This is a genomic window from Candidatus Tisiphia endosymbiont of Temnostethus pusillus (assembly GCF_964264675.1).
Taxonomy (GTDB): Bacteria; Pseudomonadota; Alphaproteobacteria; order Rickettsiales; family Rickettsiaceae; genus Tisiphia.
In genome coordinates, this window is the sequence record NZ_OZ183472.1 from 1,404,501 (window position 1) to 1,418,462 (window position 13,962).

The window sequence follows — 13,962 nt, forward strand, 5'->3', positions numbered from 1 at the left end:
ATATGATAGATACTACTAAACCTAAAATTTGGGTGCTGACTGACAGTAGCGTCGGTAATGCCAATCAAGCCATAGCTCTAGCAGAAAATATCAAGCTTGGTTATGAATTACAACCTATTGAATATAATTTTTGGGGTAATTTACCAAATTTCTTACTCCGATTCAGCCCTATCCATGTAAAAAAGGAACTATTACAATCGTGGAAAATTATTACAGACAGGCAAGGATTCCCAGACTTAATAATTTCTGCCGGAAGAAGAACTGCTTCTTTAGCAAGTTATTTAAAACATAAGTCTAATGGTAGAATAAAAATTGTTCAAATTATGCACCCTAACCTGCCGTTTAAACAATTTGATCTAATTATTTTACCACACCATGATAAAGTTAGTAAGGAAGAACTAAATATGTACTCAAGTGATTTGAGTATATTGAGAATTACTGGGGCTTTAAACAATGTTCAAGAAAAAATACAGGATGGCGGCATTGAATTACGTAAAAATTATCCAAAACTTGGGAAATTTATCTCAGTAATTATCGGTGGTAATAGTAAAAATTATACTTTTACCAATGATAATGCTCGCCAAATTGCAACAATATTATTTAATCTTATACAAAAAAGCAAAGAATATAGCTTGTTTATTAGTTTTAGTAGACGTACCCCCAATTCAGCAAAAGAAATTATTAAAAACAATGTATCTTCCTCTGCCATTATTTATGATCCAACAGAGGAAAACACTAAACCTAACCCTTATTTTGGTATGTTATCACAGGCAGATTATATAATTTCCACTGCTGATTCGATTTCAATGTGTAGTGAGGCAGCTTCTACTGGTAAACCGCTTTATATATTCTGTCCTAGTAATTTTAAATTACCTAAACATCTATCATTTACACAAAATTTGGTAGAATTAGGAATAGCGAAAATATTAGACGAATCTGTAACTCAGCTTGAACAGTATAATTATGTCCCACTTAATGAAGTAGAAAAAATTGCTAATATAATAGTCTCAAAAAATTGGACACGCTCATGATATTAATTGATTCTCATTGCCATTTAAACATGTTGAAAGAAGATTTATCAGCAATAATAGCTCGGGCTAAGGATAATGGTGTTCAGTACATGCAGACTATCTGTACTACCCTTGAGGAATTACCAGCTATTTTAGAAATAACCGTAAAATACGGCAATATATTTGCTTCATGTGGCGTACATCCTAATGAAGTTAAAGAAATCACTATGTGTGAAACTATTGTGGATTATTCTAATCACCGCAAAATTATTGGTATTGGTGAAACTGGTCTTGATTATTATTACCAAACATCTGACAAAAATAAACAGATTAGCTCTTTTGAGCAGCATATACAAGCATCTCAAAGTACCGGATTACCAATTATAGTACATACAAGAGAAGCAGAAGAAGACACTATTGATATTTTAAGCAGTGAAATGCAAAATGCACCATTTACCGGTCTTATTCATTGCTTTACTGCTTCAAAGCATTTGGCAAAGAAAATGCTTGACCTTGGTATGTATATCTCAATTGCTGGAATTATAACCTTTAAAAATGCAGCTAGTTTACAGGATATAGTACGTTATATTCCACTAGATAGATTATTAATTGAAACAGATTCTCCTTACTTAGCCCCTGTTCCAATGCGTGGAAAGCAAAATGAGCCAGCTTTTGTTAAATATGTAGCAGAAAAAATAGCTGAAATAAAGGAAACAAACCTAGAAACAGTAGCAAGTGACACTTCTAAAAATTTTATGTCTTTATTTACTAAAACACATCTTATATATTCAGCTACTGTTTGAAAGGAAATGGTCATATATTGCTAATAAAAATTTTAATTAATGAGTTAAATATGTTTGTCACCTTATTAAAGTTACTACCTCCTACTCTATTGGTTAATTATGTTAAATCTTTTGCTATGGTTCTAATATTTATGTTACCAACGGTGCACGCTCAACCTCAACCTGAAATACGGAAAATTGTCCCACTAAAACTAGAAGCTGTTAATCTTGGTCAAAGAATTATATGTTATCGTCCTACGAGGCATGGTATACCAAATATGACTGTTACTAAGCTAGGTGGTAAAGTTATTGCCCATAATTATGGTCATAGTGGTAGTGGTTGGACATTAGCACCAGGAGCTATTGCTTATGTTAATGAATTATTGCAAAAATCAGAATATGCTACTGATTTAAAACCCGATACTCCCATTACTATTATCGGAGCTGGTGTTATGGGGTTATGGGGTTATGGAGCGCTTATGATCTAATTGAAAGGGGATATAATAACATCACTATTATTGCTGACCAATTTGATGGACTACCTTCTAATAATGCTGGTGGATTGCTTAAGCCTTCTTTCATGGATTATCCACCAAATGCAAGACCTATGATGAATAAAATAGCTGTTAATGCTTATAAAGTTTATTCTGCTATTGCTAAAAAACAACAGAGTAATTTTATAGATGGAGCTGTTATAATGCCAGCTTACTTTCCAACTAGGGAAGAATCAGATTTAGAACCTTATGTAACTGCCGGGGTGATGCAACCAGCCAAAGATGTAGCACTTGATTTTGGTAATGGGACAACAAGGCTTATGGTAGCTTATGATGATGGAATTCTGATCAATGTACCAAAAATGATGATAAGTTTAACAACTTATTTAAAAAATAAGAAAGTACCTTTTATTAAAAATAAAATTCAAAATTTTGCAGAAATTAAAACTAAGTATATAGTAGATTGTACTGGTCTTGGTGCTAAAGAACTTGATAATGATAATGCAATGACTCCTGGTCAAGGACATTTAATTATGTTAAAAAACCAAGATCCTGAAGATGTGAAATATTTGATTTCAGTTAATTTAGGTAACGGTAAAACTAGTTTTGGGCAAGCAGTAAATTGGTATTTCTACATGCATCCAAAGCATTTACCGAGCAGTAGTGCTGATGATGTAGGGGTTATTGGTGGAACATTTATTGAAGGAGCTACACCACAAACTCTCAATGAAGAACAATTTGATCTGATAGTTGAGAGAGCAAGGAGTTTTTATGGTATTGATGCTAGTAAAGCAAAAAAATAACCGAGTCTATAATATACTTTGTGTAAGTTATGAAGCCAGTTAAGAATAAAATTGGGAATGGAGCAATCATACTTACACAAAGAATCTAACAGACCCTGACAGACCCGAACTAGGATTTAAGCAGATTGTTGATCTCCTGAATAGATAAACCGGTAATACGAGAAATTTCAGGGATAGAGTAATTATTAGAGAACATATTTTTTGCTACTTCATATTTTCCCTCTTTTCTACCAATCTTCATACCTCTAAACTCACCTTCTTCGATATATTTTTGTGCAATAGTTCGCATAATATTACCTTTTTCTTCTTCAGATAAATGCTTAGACAAGACCTGCTCTAATTTTGGTTGCTGATCCTCTAGTAATTTGGTATCAGTATACCATAAAAATGATCGAAGGTAAATATATCCTTTTTCTTTATCCAGTATTATAACATGTTTAAACTTTATTAGAAACTCTTCCCAAAGCTTCAACATATCTCGTTGATGAATATGTTTTAGCATATACTCTAACATACCAATATGATTCTTTTGGATAATTTCATCATCTGACATACTTCGCAAATCAACTAATTGATAATCTTCTGTCATTAATTGCTTAGCTATCACTGCATCGGTAAACAAATTCCACAAATTCCTAGGAGCATTATAAACCTCCTTACCATTATAGATCACTAAATTATACACTAATGGTAATTTAGCCCTCCTTTTCTTATGCCTTTCACACAATAATAATGTATATCTCCATAACCGTAGAGCTGTCCAATAATCAACACCTGATTGAGCTTCAATTAATATATAAACAAACGCCCTGCCATGCTTCTTGGTTGCAACTCCATACACTATATCACTATATTTTTTGTTTAACGATTCCTCTATATAACTTTCTTTCTCTACTGTTATTTTTGATAAATCTACTAAACTCTTAAAATCACTCGGTAAATAATATTCTAAAAATTCTTGTGCTGCTACAGGATCACTCATGATTGTTTTGGCCAATGAATCATGCTTTAACTTTTCTGTCATATAAAAATATTAATTTCTTTCTAACGAATATACTCAGGTAGAACTTCAAGAATTGGCGTTGTCGCGACCAAAGATCGAAGCTGCCTAGTTACTAATAGACTTACTGCATAAGTCAATCTAGTTGGTGATTTTGTCGTCGAAACTCGCCTCCGCTCCTCACGTACGTCTGTGTACGCGAAGGTAGCCGGCTTCGTTTCTCCTAAAAATCCCTCAACTATCTTTGATTTATGCAGCAAGTCTAATGTACGCTACGCCGCTCGACTTTGCTACTGCCTAGCTCTTCTTGAAGTTATACTATCGTCTACCAACTCTTCATTTACGAGCAGTATACCAAGTGCAATAAAAAACGAAGCTAGAAAAATCTATAAAAGCTTTAACATCAAACGTTCAGACCATACTGAAATATATTTAAAATAACAAAATAATGTTGTGCCTAAATTTTAAAAACCCTAGCACTATGAGCCTTCCAAGCTTATGCCTTATTAAAAAATGCGGAAGTCGGGAGGTCTAATATTTGAGGTTATATAGTCAATGGATAAGAATTTGGTTACGTCGTCTTCGATCGCTCGCCTATTATCTATAGTCTTTGCTCCATCATTCCTGCTATCCAACTCTCCTGACTTGACTAACTTAAAAAGTTGAACAGCTTGTAAAGCTAGGTAATTACTACGGTTTAGACTTGATTACCTTGAGAGGCTACTATTGACTTAATCAGTTCAACTATTTTCTGCCTAATCTGTGGATTTTGAATCTCGGTAAATCCTTCAACAAGATAAGATACTTCTTTTTCTGTGTCGTATTTTAAAGGTACTAAATACTCTGCTTTATCTTCAGCAATAATATTATTTACAAGACTATTGTTGTCTTGCGTACCAAATAGGTAATCCTCTGATACCTCAGTAGGTTTAGTCATATCAAGAAAATATTCAATAGATACATTTAATATTTTTGCAAAAAAATACAATATACTGCCAGCTATTGGGGTAGTAGCATCTTCATATTTTTGTATCTGTTTTACACTAAGATTAATAGCTTCACTCAATTCTTGTTGGCTTATGCCGAGCATTATACGACGCTTTTTTAAACGCATACCTACAACTATATTTATTCTTTCTTTTGATTCATTATATTTATTCATTGTTATAATAATTTAATATTTCTCTACCTATTGCAACTAATGATAGTATAATGTTCTGGCTTAATCAAGTAATTTTTTATTGATATTGATAAGATTTTTTATTAAAATATAGCTAATTAGGGTAAATATTATTGCTAATAAAGCACTTATATCCCCAAATTGGGAGTATAAAGTTTCATATTCTAGCTTATTTGGTAATAAACTATCTATATAACATACTTCATTGAGAGCTCGTTGTTGAATAATTCTGCCTACTGGATCTATTACGGCAGATATACCATTATTAGCCGTTCTAAGCATAGGAAGACCATTCTCTATACTACGCATACGACTAATCTGTAAATGTTGGTATGGACCAGAGGAATTTCCATACCATGTATCGTTAGTGACATTAATAATCACATCTGAAAGTTTATTACTCGTTTGAACAAGGTTTGGAAAGATCGCTTCATAACAAATAAGCGGTTTTATGATTATATTAGGTTTATCAAGACTAACGAGTTGTCTGCTCCCTTCAGTATAATCTAACAACCCAGGGGTTAATTTCTTCAAGGGTAATATCCATTTAAGAGGCATATATTCACCAAATGGTACTAAATGAGACTTATGATATTCAAATAATTTATCCCCTTCTTTTGTTAAAGCGTATAAGCTCGTGTAAATCTCAAAATCATCCCCTTTTTTACCATTATTTGTTATACCACCAGTAATTAAAATTGCTTTTTTCCTTTCCAACATTTTTGATAGTTTCATTTTGATCGGTTTATAATCATACGGTACTACCATAGCGGCTTCTGACCATATAATTAGGTCTACGTCGCCCGGCTCTTTAGACAATGTGAGATGAAGATTTAAATTTTTCCAAAATTCTTCAACATCCCATTTAGCAGTTTGTGGGATACTTGGCTGAATTAATCGAACTTTTACATTTGAGAAACTGGTAGGGTTGTTATGCAGCCTTAATAAACCATAGGAAGTTATCAGAGACATTATTAGCAATGAATTTGCTAATGATATTTTTAGTAGATTATATCGTTTAGTAAATAGGTGATAAAAACTTGTTGATATATATACTACAATAAAACTTAAACCATATACTCCTATAATACTAGAAGGCTGGATAAGAGTATCAGAAAATGAAAAAGCGTATCCAAGCAAATTCCAAGGTAATCCGGTAAATATCCATGATCTTACCCATTCAAAAAATACCCAATAAAGGCAAAAGATAAACTGATACAAACCATGATTCTTTGCTAAAAACCCTAGACCGCAGGTTACAGAAATAAAACAAGCAAGAATAATTGGAAAGCCAAATAATGCCAGTGGTACTGCCCACCAAAATTCATCAATATATACAGTAACTCCTATACTAATCCAGTACATATTGACTAAAAAATGCCCAAAACCAAATATAAAGCCTAATATAGACGCCTCTTGCCAACTATTAGCAATTTGTACTTGATAACATAGTAGAGCCAGAAAAAACAACCCAGGTACAAAGAAAGTTGGAGCGAAAACTAAACCGCTAATCAGACCTGAAATCAGGGTGAATATTTTGGATGAGAACATTAATGTTACTTTGATAAAAATTGTTTACAAAAATATACATCATGCTATTGTTTGGGCAAGGTTTTAATAAAAATAAGGAATATGTATGCAAGTTAAAGTCACTGCTTTGCTTGATGGTAAGAAAGGATTAATTACAGGTGTCGCTAATAATTTATCAATATCTTGGGCTATTGCTCAAATTGCCAAAGAACATGGTGCAAACTTAGCCCTTACCTATCAAGGAGAAGTGCTTGAGAAACGCGTTATACCACTTGCTGAAGAAATTAAGTGTGATTTCGTTGTTCCATGTGATGTAACAGATGAAGAATCACTTGATAATTTGTTTAAAATTATTGAGCAAAAGTGGGGCAAACTCGATTTTTTGGTTCATTCTATAGGTTTCTCTGACAGGAATGAATTAAAAGGCAGATATATAGATACCTCATTGTCTAACTTTCTTAATACCATGAATATATCATGTTATTCTCTAATTGCCTTGGCAAAACGTGCAGAACCTTTGATGAAAGACGGTGGTAGTATCCTTACCCTAACTTATTATGGCTCACAAAAAGTAGTTCCTAATTATAATGTCATGGGGCCTGCTAAAGCTGCGTTAGAATCTAGTGTAAAATATCTTGCAACTGATATGGGTTCAAATAACATCCGAGTAAATGCCATATCAGCTGGGCCTATAAAAACTCTAGCATCTAGTGGTATTAATGATTTCAAAACTATGTTAGCTCTCCATGAAGCTGCATCGCCGTTACGCAGAAACACTTCTCAGCGTGATGTTGCAGGGGCTGCATTATATTTGCTGAGTAACTTAGCAGAAGGAGTTACTGGTGAAATACATTATGTAGATTGTGGCTATAACACTACAGTAGGGATGGGTAAAGGTTCTAGTAATTGCCATTAACTATTGGTCGCGGGAACGGCAATTCTTGAAGTTCTACCTGAGTATATTCGGTTTCCTAAATCACTTTGATAAAGTTATCATCAGGAATCAATGGCTCTCCTCTGAAATTTACTGCATTGTTGAACTTATTGCAACAAGTTGTAAATTTTTTATCACAACCTACAGTAAGTAAAACAATTTTACTATGCTTCATACTATCGGGAATTGTTTTATCCAGTGTAATTAAATTCTCAGAATGACTAAGGATTTTACTATAAAACTGAACATCAGCTTGATCATCAACTAAAGTAGCATCCCCATAATTGAAATAACCATTTTCTTTATCAAGGTTTGAGATAACCATAGTTCTACCAAACATTTCCTTAATATTATATATCTGACTATAAACTGTTTTGTCTATTTTGCATTTTAAATCACCAAAATTAGCACGACATTTCTTACTAAAAGATTGCAGTAACGATTGATTATATACATCTATATTTGGCTCTAAACGTAAAGTAAAATCCAAATCTCTTTTAGTATAAGTGATGCAACGATAAGTAACAAAATGCCTACAAGAATTAGCAAAACAAACATATATCTTGACTATAGCCTGCGTTAAATCATAATGTTGCTTTACTCCCTCATTTTCAAAAACTCCTTCTAAGATAATGTAATTTTGGGCAGAATCATTAAATCCTCCTTCCTTTAAAGTTACTCCAGAATTCGGAACAAATATTACATTATCAATTGATAAATATCTATCAGACTCGGTAAGATACAGATCAAGACTATCTTGTAGTTTTATATGGAAACAATAAGTAAACCCCTGTAATTCAGCTATGGAATTATCAATATTTTCTGCTACTGTCATATAACCTCCAATAATTCTATGGGAGATAATTCTATTGACCCGTCAGAAGAATAAAAATATTCAAAACTATCACTAGCAAATCGCACAGCTACATCAAAAGTGAAATTACCTATTAAAATTTGCCCCTTATCTAATGGTCTTGGTAGGGTTATTAATCCGGTATTATAGTCAACTTCAACCTCTGTATTAATATTATTAACATAGAATTCTCCACTACCAAATACCGGTTTGCTAATTGTCCTAGCATAGGGCAAAATTGGGTCTTCATATAGTTTAACCAGTTGGAATTGAGTTAATTCCCCATCACCTTTACCAATAATTTGCCTTGATACTTGATAATCGACATTATCTCTAAAGCGGAAGGCAAAATTCCCTCCTCTTCTTGCTCTAAAGAAAGAACTAAACTGTTCAAATTCGAGACTACTCAGACGACAATTTTTAATCAAATATTTTTGTTTAGCATATTCTCTATCTAAATTTCTTACTTCTCTGCCCGATAATGTCATAGCACAAGAAGTAGCAAATTCTGGTCTGCCAACAGCAAAAGTTTCAATAAATTTTGGCATACGTATATCATGAAAATTCATAATTTCTCCTATAAACCTCAATTTTGGATTAATTTTATTAATCCGAAATTGGAATGAGAATGTAAACAATCAGGCTTAAAGCGGTTTGACGCCTGATTGTTAAATATTTTATTTGCTAATAGATTAAAATGCATTCGTACTAGCCGCTTCAAGAATGCATTTTTCTGATATTCTAGCCAGTTTTGGATTAAAATTAAAAATTTTAATCCAAAACTGAGGTTATAAATGTATCAAATCTTTTTCTATCAACGACCTAAAATCCTCATTCATATCAACAAGCCATCTTTTAACATCTACTTTAATTGGCAAATTAGATTCTTCTAATTCCTCTTGCAAGTTAAGTAATTCTTCATCACTTATTAGTTCCATAACACAGAGGTCAAGATCAGAAAATTTCCTGTGACTACCTTTAACACGAGAACCGTATGCTTGAAATGTATACGGATATTTCTTTAGGATAGATTTTAATAACAAAAAGTCTTTCTGCTCAAGATTGATCATTTCAACCTCTGCAAATTTCTAAAAAAATCATGTAACATGCCCGAAAAATCATCAAAAGTTGCAATAACTTGCTCTACATTCTTGACGTCATAAGTATGTACTGTAAGATTTCTAATCTTGATACAATCAAACCAAGCAGCAGGATCTGAAATTAACCCGGCAGCAGCTGATTCACGAAATACTTCACGTGGGGTGTAAACATTTTTACCTTGAACCTCTAACAATCGCTTCATTGTTTTCCAAGCTAACTCATAACAATATTCAAATGCTTGAATAGCCCCGGCTTTATTTTGTTCAGTATCCAAATTAAGACGAAAATCCTCAAACTTGCTACGTGCCTTTAATAAATTACTAATATCAATATTGTCAATCAAATATACCATTTTCTACCTTTAAATTATTTAGTTTTAATATCCCCCCACCTCTTGGCAATAGACGTTTTTTAGACTTATATAGCTAACCATAATAAGTTATTGATATCTCAGGCATCATTGCAAGACCACGTGAGTGTAGTGGTAATCCATTGCTAATCACACCTTCCTAGATTGCTTCGTCACCACTGAAGTGACTCCTTGCAATGACGTAAAGGCTATCTAAAACCTTAACGGGTTAGCTATAGTTCTTAGTTATCTCCATAATGACTCCACATACGTAGTATCTTTATCCTCTTATCTACCATATCTACTTCATAAAATAATCTATGTTGCAAATTAATCCTTCTTGAATAAGCCCCCAAATACATACCTCTTAACTTTTTAAAGGGCGGCAGATTTTGAAATGGATCATTACCTACAATTTCTAATAACTTGTATATTTGCTTCTGCAAAGGTGATTTTTTAATCTTTTTAAAATCTTTACAAGCATCGCTAGTAAAATACAAACTATACATCTAAGCTAATCCACCAGTTTTGTCTTACAATCTTTAAAATCAGTAGCAAGACCTTTAATTATGGATTGGCTTAATTCTTTATTTGTTGCTACAAATAATGTCTCTTGAATATCTTCCCAGTCCTGCTCTGAAATTAAAACTGCTGCATTTCTTTTACCTTTTATTATTGTTGGCTCATGATTCTCTGCTACCAAATCTATCAATTTATATAAGTTCTTTCTAGCTTCACTAGCTATTAAATATGTCATAATTACTCCTTTTAAAATGTTAATTAATAGACTTACTGCATAAGTCAATCTAGTTGGTGATTTTGTCGTCGAAACTCGCCTCCGCTCCTCACGTATGTCTGTGTACGCTGCGGTACTCGGCTTCGTTTCTCCTAAAAATCCCTCAACTATCTTTGATTTATGCAGCAAGTCTAATAGTACTATATATGGTACTGTTAATCAATATCTTTCATCCCTTTTACTACAGACTTGTTGCCAATTTTGCTTCCCTTTAATAAAGCTTTATAATCTATCGTAAGCTTAGTAGTTATAAGGTCAGAACTACGCTGAAAATTTATATTACATGCCTTCATACTAGCAACAATATAATCTTGAAGAATACATGCATTAGCTGTTAATTTATTAGTAATTTTTTCAGCAAGTAAAGTCAATAGACCTTGGTTTTTATCCCTAGCAAAAGCACTTATCTCAAATTCCACCTCGTAAATATTTTGATCTAATCTTGATATATTTTCAACTTTCAAAATATTTATTAGTAAGCACGGATATTTTGCATCTTGGACTACCGATATGTAAATTCGATCAACGCTAAGTCTAATATCTTGGTCATTAGATAATAATTTATATATTGTCATGTGAAAATCATGAATAAAATTAACAGACATATATCTCTAGCCCTACGATATTCAAGAATTTACTTTGTTCTGCCACGTTAATAATCCGTTTAATCTCAAATTGCCTATCTCTAAATGATATACGCATCTTGGTGGTAATTTCTTTGATAAATCTTATTTTAAACAGATAAAACCCTTCCGTCATAATATGACCAAAATTCACATGTTCTATCGATGTAAATCGATTATCACAAATAGGTTTTATTTCAGCATAAACAGATAATTTCTCTTGCCATTTTTCTTGCTCTATTTCACTTGTAGAAAAGTTTTCTAAAATTTTTACCTGATGCTGCAAACTACGTGCTACTGATTTTTTCATTTTTAACTATATTTTTAATTGTCTATATGCTAAATATAAATTTTTAACTTCCGTTGACAAAGAAGTAGCATTTTGCCTTTCCCTATCATACATTTCTGCTATATGCATTAATATTCCATGCCTTATTGAAGCTGGAATATTAATTTTATCATATCCAATAATATATTCAACCATTAATTGATAGTTTTCTAACTTTTTATTCAAACATAATAACGATCGATCATGATCTAGATAATATTGATCAGATCGCAGTTCAATCGATTCACTACTATTTGTTAGAGCAATCTTCACTATCTCTTTTATCGGTTGATATTTTAGCTGAAAATTTTGTTGATTTTTAATGTTACAAATAAACTCTACCCGCCTTGTTATTATCGTAAGTTTAGTAAAATTCTCAGCAGCCATAATTGCCGCATCTATTAAGCCACTAATTAACTCATCATCATAATTTCCTTCTATCCTCATATAGTTTTTAACTTCTACTAAAGTCCAAATAGTCTGAGGAATTAATTCAATAACTTTAAATATATTTTCTTTATGCATATACATTCTCATTCTAATTTCGGATTAATGAAATTAATCCGAAATTGAGATTAGGTTAACTAAATATCGCCAATTTAATAGCACTCTGATTTACTACATCACCCCCTACTCTTTTGACTGCATAAAATTTTACAAATGGCTTATCGGTATAAGGGTCTCTCATGATATTAATACCACCACGATCTATAATTTTATATGCTGATTTAAAATCACCTATGGCAATTGCAATATTATCTTTCTTTATCGAGGGCATTTCAGAACAACAAACCACAGGCACTCCAAAAATTGTTTGCTTTAAAGAGTCCGAGAGGGACTGCTGCCAAATAAAACGACCATTATTATCTTGCAGTTTTTGAATGAATGACAAGGTAGTACGGTTCATTAAAAAACTAGCATTTGCCAAATATTCTTCATCAAGTAAATTGATAAAATCCAGTAATTTTTCTGCGGTAACTTGCTCACCCATATCAAAATGTTCTATTTTATCATGATATCCAGATAAAATACCCTGTGGTCTCTTCTTACCATCTCCATTAATAAACGCATCATTTTCGGCTTTTACAAAACTATCTCTTAAACGCTCTATCAGCCAGCTCTCTATCCTAATAGCTGAATCATCTATCAAAGTTTGACTGGCTTTTGGTTGAGCGTAAAGCTCATGTACAAAAATTCTCTGTTGCTTTAACTTAGGAGCCGTTGTTTCATCTCTTGCCTCTAGATCGCCAACCCAACCACTAGCAAAATTGCCATCTTCAATTACTATATCAAGGGCATTACTAGAAATCATTTCAATTGATGCTAATTGCCGCATAGGTGATCTAGCGTTAATCTCACTGATGATACTATTATATAAAGCTGGTACTAATAATACCCCGCCTTCTTGCTCCCCACTATTTAAGGATTTTTCGATTAATTCACTTTGGTTACCTTTGCGAATATAATTATTAAAAGCTGTTTTATATTCAATATCTTGCATCCCCCCTATTTCTGGACGAGATAGAAAATTTTCTAGATTATAAATTTTCTCCTGTAACTCATTGATTTTTACTTCATTACTATTTTGTTTTGTTGTTAATTCTGTATCCATGTTATTCTCCATTAAAATTGTATCATTTGAATATATATGTTTGGTGATATGCGAAATCTTGGCATGGTAATTGGCTGGGAAAGTCACTATACTAACCTCAATTAATTCAGCTTCAGTGATAACTCTTTGGTTTAAGTTATTGTAATTTGATAGTTTTATATTAAAACCAACAGAAAGACTATCAACTGCCCCTTGACGGACAAGTTCTATAGCCTCTTTACCTTTCTCGATTTTATTATTAATTATAGCTTCAACTTTTAGACCATAATCATCCTCTGTTAAAGACTTAATTACCCCTATTGGCTGTTGCCAATCATGCTGCCAAAGAAATTTGATGGACGAATGATCGGCTGAGGCAAAAGCCCCTTTAGCAATTAGGTCATTATGCTGATCAGAAATATTATAAACACTAGCATAACCTGAAATAACTATGCTATTATTTGTAACAGATTTTATGACTAAATTTTGAATCGTTTGACTTTGATGTAAGTTTTCAGTATACATATTACCTCATAATTGCAATAACTAATGGTAATATATATTATAAATCTCTAGCACTAAGTGTTT

The 13,962-nt window shown here is 32.5% G+C and carries 18 protein-coding genes; 5 read left to right on the forward strand and 13 right to left on the reverse strand.

Annotated features, from left to right (window positions below; all coding sequences use genetic code 11):
- Positions 1 to 2: 2 nt before the first annotated feature.
- From ACFEL2_RS06365 to ACFEL2_RS06380, 4 genes are read left to right on the forward strand one after another with little or no spacing between them, the layout of a single operon-like run.
- The gene (locus tag ACFEL2_RS06365; protein WP_375331814.1) at positions 3 to 1,031 is read left to right on the forward strand and encodes a mitochondrial fission ELM1 family protein; all 1,029 of its coding nucleotides are present in this window, start codon (positions 3 to 5) and stop codon (positions 1,029 to 1,031) included.
- Positions 1,031 to 1,813 carry a TatD family hydrolase gene (locus ACFEL2_RS06370; RefSeq protein WP_375332396.1) on the forward strand — a complete coding sequence of 261 codons (783 nt, stop codon included), beginning with the start codon at positions 1,031 to 1,033 and terminating at the stop codon, positions 1,811 to 1,813. The genes ACFEL2_RS06365 and ACFEL2_RS06370 overlap by 1 nt, the downstream gene beginning before the upstream one ends.
- 50 nt (positions 1,814 to 1,863) lie before the next feature.
- Positions 1,864 to 2,280, forward strand: coding sequence for an FAD-dependent oxidoreductase (locus ACFEL2_RS06375; RefSeq protein WP_375331815.1), 417 nt, complete (start codon positions 1,864 to 1,866; stop codon positions 2,278 to 2,280).
- Entirely contained in the window at positions 2,253 to 3,089 is an 837-nt protein-coding gene (locus ACFEL2_RS06380) for an FAD-dependent oxidoreductase (RefSeq protein ID WP_375331816.1), read from the forward strand. Before ACFEL2_RS06375 ends, ACFEL2_RS06380 begins: the two co-directional genes overlap by 28 nt.
- A gap of 109 nt (positions 3,090 to 3,198) precedes the next feature.
- On the opposite strand, the gene ACFEL2_RS06385 is transcribed toward ACFEL2_RS06380, so the two are convergent.
- The 3 genes from ACFEL2_RS06385 to lnt all read right to left on the reverse strand — a co-directional run bounded on the left by ACFEL2_RS06385 (position 3,199) and on the right by lnt (position 6,820).
- Positions 3,199 to 4,113: an Rpn family recombination-promoting nuclease/putative transposase gene (locus ACFEL2_RS06385; RefSeq protein WP_375331817.1), complete on the reverse strand. Its 915-nt coding sequence runs from the start codon at positions 4,111 to 4,113 to the stop codon at positions 3,199 to 3,201.
- 673 nt (positions 4,114 to 4,786) lie between these two features.
- Positions 4,787 to 5,251: a helix-turn-helix domain-containing protein gene (locus tag ACFEL2_RS06390; RefSeq protein WP_341751830.1), complete on the reverse strand. Its 465-nt coding sequence runs from the start codon at positions 5,249 to 5,251 to the stop codon at positions 4,787 to 4,789.
- A 60-nt stretch (positions 5,252 to 5,311) separates the two neighbouring features.
- Positions 5,312 to 6,820 (reverse strand): apolipoprotein N-acyltransferase, encoded by a 1,509-nt coding sequence (gene lnt, locus ACFEL2_RS06395; RefSeq protein WP_375331818.1) that lies wholly within the window; start codon positions 6,818 to 6,820, stop codon positions 5,312 to 5,314.
- 85 nt (positions 6,821 to 6,905) lie between these two features.
- Here lnt and ACFEL2_RS06400 point away from each other — a divergent pair, with 85 nt between their 5' ends.
- Positions 6,906 to 7,715: an enoyl-ACP reductase gene (locus tag ACFEL2_RS06400; RefSeq protein ID WP_341747572.1), complete on the forward strand. Its 810-nt coding sequence runs from the start codon at positions 6,906 to 6,908 to the stop codon at positions 7,713 to 7,715.
- Between the two features lie 55 nt (positions 7,716 to 7,770).
- Here the strand turns inward: ACFEL2_RS06400 and ACFEL2_RS06405 are convergent, their stop codons facing one another.
- From ACFEL2_RS06405 to ACFEL2_RS06450, 10 genes are all read right to left on the reverse strand, one after another.
- On the reverse strand, positions 7,771 to 8,568 hold the full coding sequence (locus tag ACFEL2_RS06405) for a DUF2163 domain-containing protein (RefSeq protein ID WP_341751828.1): 798 nt from the start codon (positions 8,566 to 8,568) through the stop codon (positions 7,771 to 7,773).
- Positions 8,565 to 9,155 carry a TIGR02217 family protein gene (locus tag ACFEL2_RS06410; RefSeq protein ID WP_341751827.1) on the reverse strand — a complete coding sequence of 197 codons (591 nt, stop codon included), beginning with the start codon at positions 9,153 to 9,155 and terminating at the stop codon, positions 8,565 to 8,567. Before ACFEL2_RS06410 ends, ACFEL2_RS06405 begins: the two co-directional genes overlap by 4 nt.
- Before the next feature lie 219 nt (positions 9,156 to 9,374).
- Positions 9,375 to 9,656, reverse strand: coding sequence for a nucleotidyltransferase domain-containing protein (locus tag ACFEL2_RS06415; protein ID WP_342259582.1), 282 nt, complete (start codon positions 9,654 to 9,656; stop codon positions 9,375 to 9,377).
- Positions 9,653 to 10,039, reverse strand: a complete 387-nt coding sequence (locus ACFEL2_RS06420; RefSeq protein ID WP_341751825.1) for an HI0074 family nucleotidyltransferase substrate-binding subunit — start codon at positions 10,037 to 10,039, stop codon at positions 9,653 to 9,655. The genes ACFEL2_RS06415 and ACFEL2_RS06420 overlap by 4 nt, the downstream gene beginning before the upstream one ends.
- Positions 10,040 to 10,278: 239 nt before the next feature.
- On the reverse strand, positions 10,279 to 10,545 hold the full coding sequence (locus ACFEL2_RS06425; protein WP_341751824.1) for a Txe/YoeB family addiction module toxin: 267 nt from the start codon (positions 10,543 to 10,545) through the stop codon (positions 10,279 to 10,281).
- Between the two features lie 5 nt (positions 10,546 to 10,550).
- Positions 10,551 to 10,793, reverse strand: coding sequence for a type II toxin-antitoxin system Phd/YefM family antitoxin (locus ACFEL2_RS06430; RefSeq protein ID WP_341751823.1), 243 nt, complete (start codon positions 10,791 to 10,793; stop codon positions 10,551 to 10,553).
- 194 nt (positions 10,794 to 10,987) lie between these two features.
- Positions 10,988 to 11,437 carry a hypothetical protein gene (locus ACFEL2_RS06435; RefSeq protein ID WP_375331819.1) on the reverse strand — a complete coding sequence of 150 codons (450 nt, stop codon included), beginning with the start codon at positions 11,435 to 11,437 and terminating at the stop codon, positions 10,988 to 10,990.
- Positions 11,427 to 11,765, reverse strand: a complete 339-nt coding sequence (locus ACFEL2_RS06440) for a phage head closure protein (RefSeq protein ID WP_341751821.1) — start codon at positions 11,763 to 11,765, stop codon at positions 11,427 to 11,429. Before ACFEL2_RS06440 ends, ACFEL2_RS06435 begins: the two co-directional genes overlap by 11 nt.
- A 6-nt stretch (positions 11,766 to 11,771) precedes the next feature.
- Complete coding sequence (locus tag ACFEL2_RS06445) at positions 11,772 to 12,308, reverse strand: head-tail connector protein (protein ID WP_375331820.1); 537 nt, start codon at positions 12,306 to 12,308, stop codon at positions 11,772 to 11,774.
- A 55-nt stretch (positions 12,309 to 12,363) separates the two neighbouring features.
- Positions 12,364 to 13,899 (reverse strand): phage major capsid protein, encoded by a 1,536-nt coding sequence (locus ACFEL2_RS06450; protein WP_375331821.1) that lies wholly within the window; start codon positions 13,897 to 13,899, stop codon positions 12,364 to 12,366.
- Positions 13,900 to 13,962: the final 63 nt, after the last annotated feature.

What these genes read in the sequence shown, in the direction of transcription:
- ACFEL2_RS06365 (WP_375331814.1), top strand. Translation starts at nt 3, where the DNA reads ATGATAGATACTACTAAACCTAAAATTTGGGTGCTGACTGACAGTAGC.
- ACFEL2_RS06375 (WP_375331815.1), top strand. Translation starts at nt 1,864, where the DNA reads ATGTTTGTCACCTTATTAAAGTTACTACCTCCTACTCTATTGGTTAAT.
- ACFEL2_RS06380 (WP_375331816.1), top strand. Translation starts at nt 2,253, where the DNA reads ATGGGGTTATGGAGCGCTTATGATCTAATTGAAAGGGGATATAATAAC.
- ACFEL2_RS06385 (WP_375331817.1), bottom strand. Translation starts at nt 4,113, where the DNA reads ATGACAGAAAAGTTAAAGCATGATTCATTGGCCAAAACAATCATGAGT.
- ACFEL2_RS06390 (WP_341751830.1), bottom strand. Translation starts at nt 5,251, where the DNA reads ATGAATAAATATAATGAATCAAAAGAAAGAATAAATATAGTTGTAGGT.
- lnt (WP_375331818.1), bottom strand. Translation starts at nt 6,820, where the DNA reads ATGTTCTCATCCAAAATATTCACCCTGATTTCAGGTCTGATTAGCGGT.
- ACFEL2_RS06400 (WP_341747572.1), top strand. Translation starts at nt 6,906, where the DNA reads ATGCAAGTTAAAGTCACTGCTTTGCTTGATGGTAAGAAAGGATTAATT.
- ACFEL2_RS06405 (WP_341751828.1), bottom strand. Translation starts at nt 8,568, where the DNA reads ATGACAGTAGCAGAAAATATTGATAATTCCATAGCTGAATTACAGGGG.
- ACFEL2_RS06410 (WP_341751827.1), bottom strand. Translation starts at nt 9,155, where the DNA reads ATGAATTTTCATGATATACGTATGCCAAAATTTATTGAAACTTTTGCT.
- ACFEL2_RS06415 (WP_342259582.1), bottom strand. Translation starts at nt 9,656, where the DNA reads ATGATCAATCTTGAGCAGAAAGACTTTTTGTTATTAAAATCTATCCTA.
- ACFEL2_RS06420 (WP_341751825.1), bottom strand. Translation starts at nt 10,039, where the DNA reads ATGGTATATTTGATTGACAATATTGATATTAGTAATTTATTAAAGGCA.
- ACFEL2_RS06425 (WP_341751824.1), bottom strand. Translation starts at nt 10,545, where the DNA reads ATGTATAGTTTGTATTTTACTAGCGATGCTTGTAAAGATTTTAAAAAG.
- ACFEL2_RS06430 (WP_341751823.1), bottom strand. Translation starts at nt 10,793, where the DNA reads ATGACATATTTAATAGCTAGTGAAGCTAGAAAGAACTTATATAAATTG.
- ACFEL2_RS06435 (WP_375331819.1), bottom strand. Translation starts at nt 11,437, where the DNA reads ATGTCTGTTAATTTTATTCATGATTTTCACATGACAATATATAAATTA.
- ACFEL2_RS06440 (WP_341751821.1), bottom strand. Translation starts at nt 11,765, where the DNA reads ATGAAAAAATCAGTAGCACGTAGTTTGCAGCATCAGGTAAAAATTTTA.
- ACFEL2_RS06445 (WP_375331820.1), bottom strand. Translation starts at nt 12,308, where the DNA reads ATGCATAAAGAAAATATATTTAAAGTTATTGAATTAATTCCTCAGACT.
- ACFEL2_RS06450 (WP_375331821.1), bottom strand. Translation starts at nt 13,899, where the DNA reads ATGTATACTGAAAACTTACATCAAAGTCAAACGATTCAAAATTTAGTC.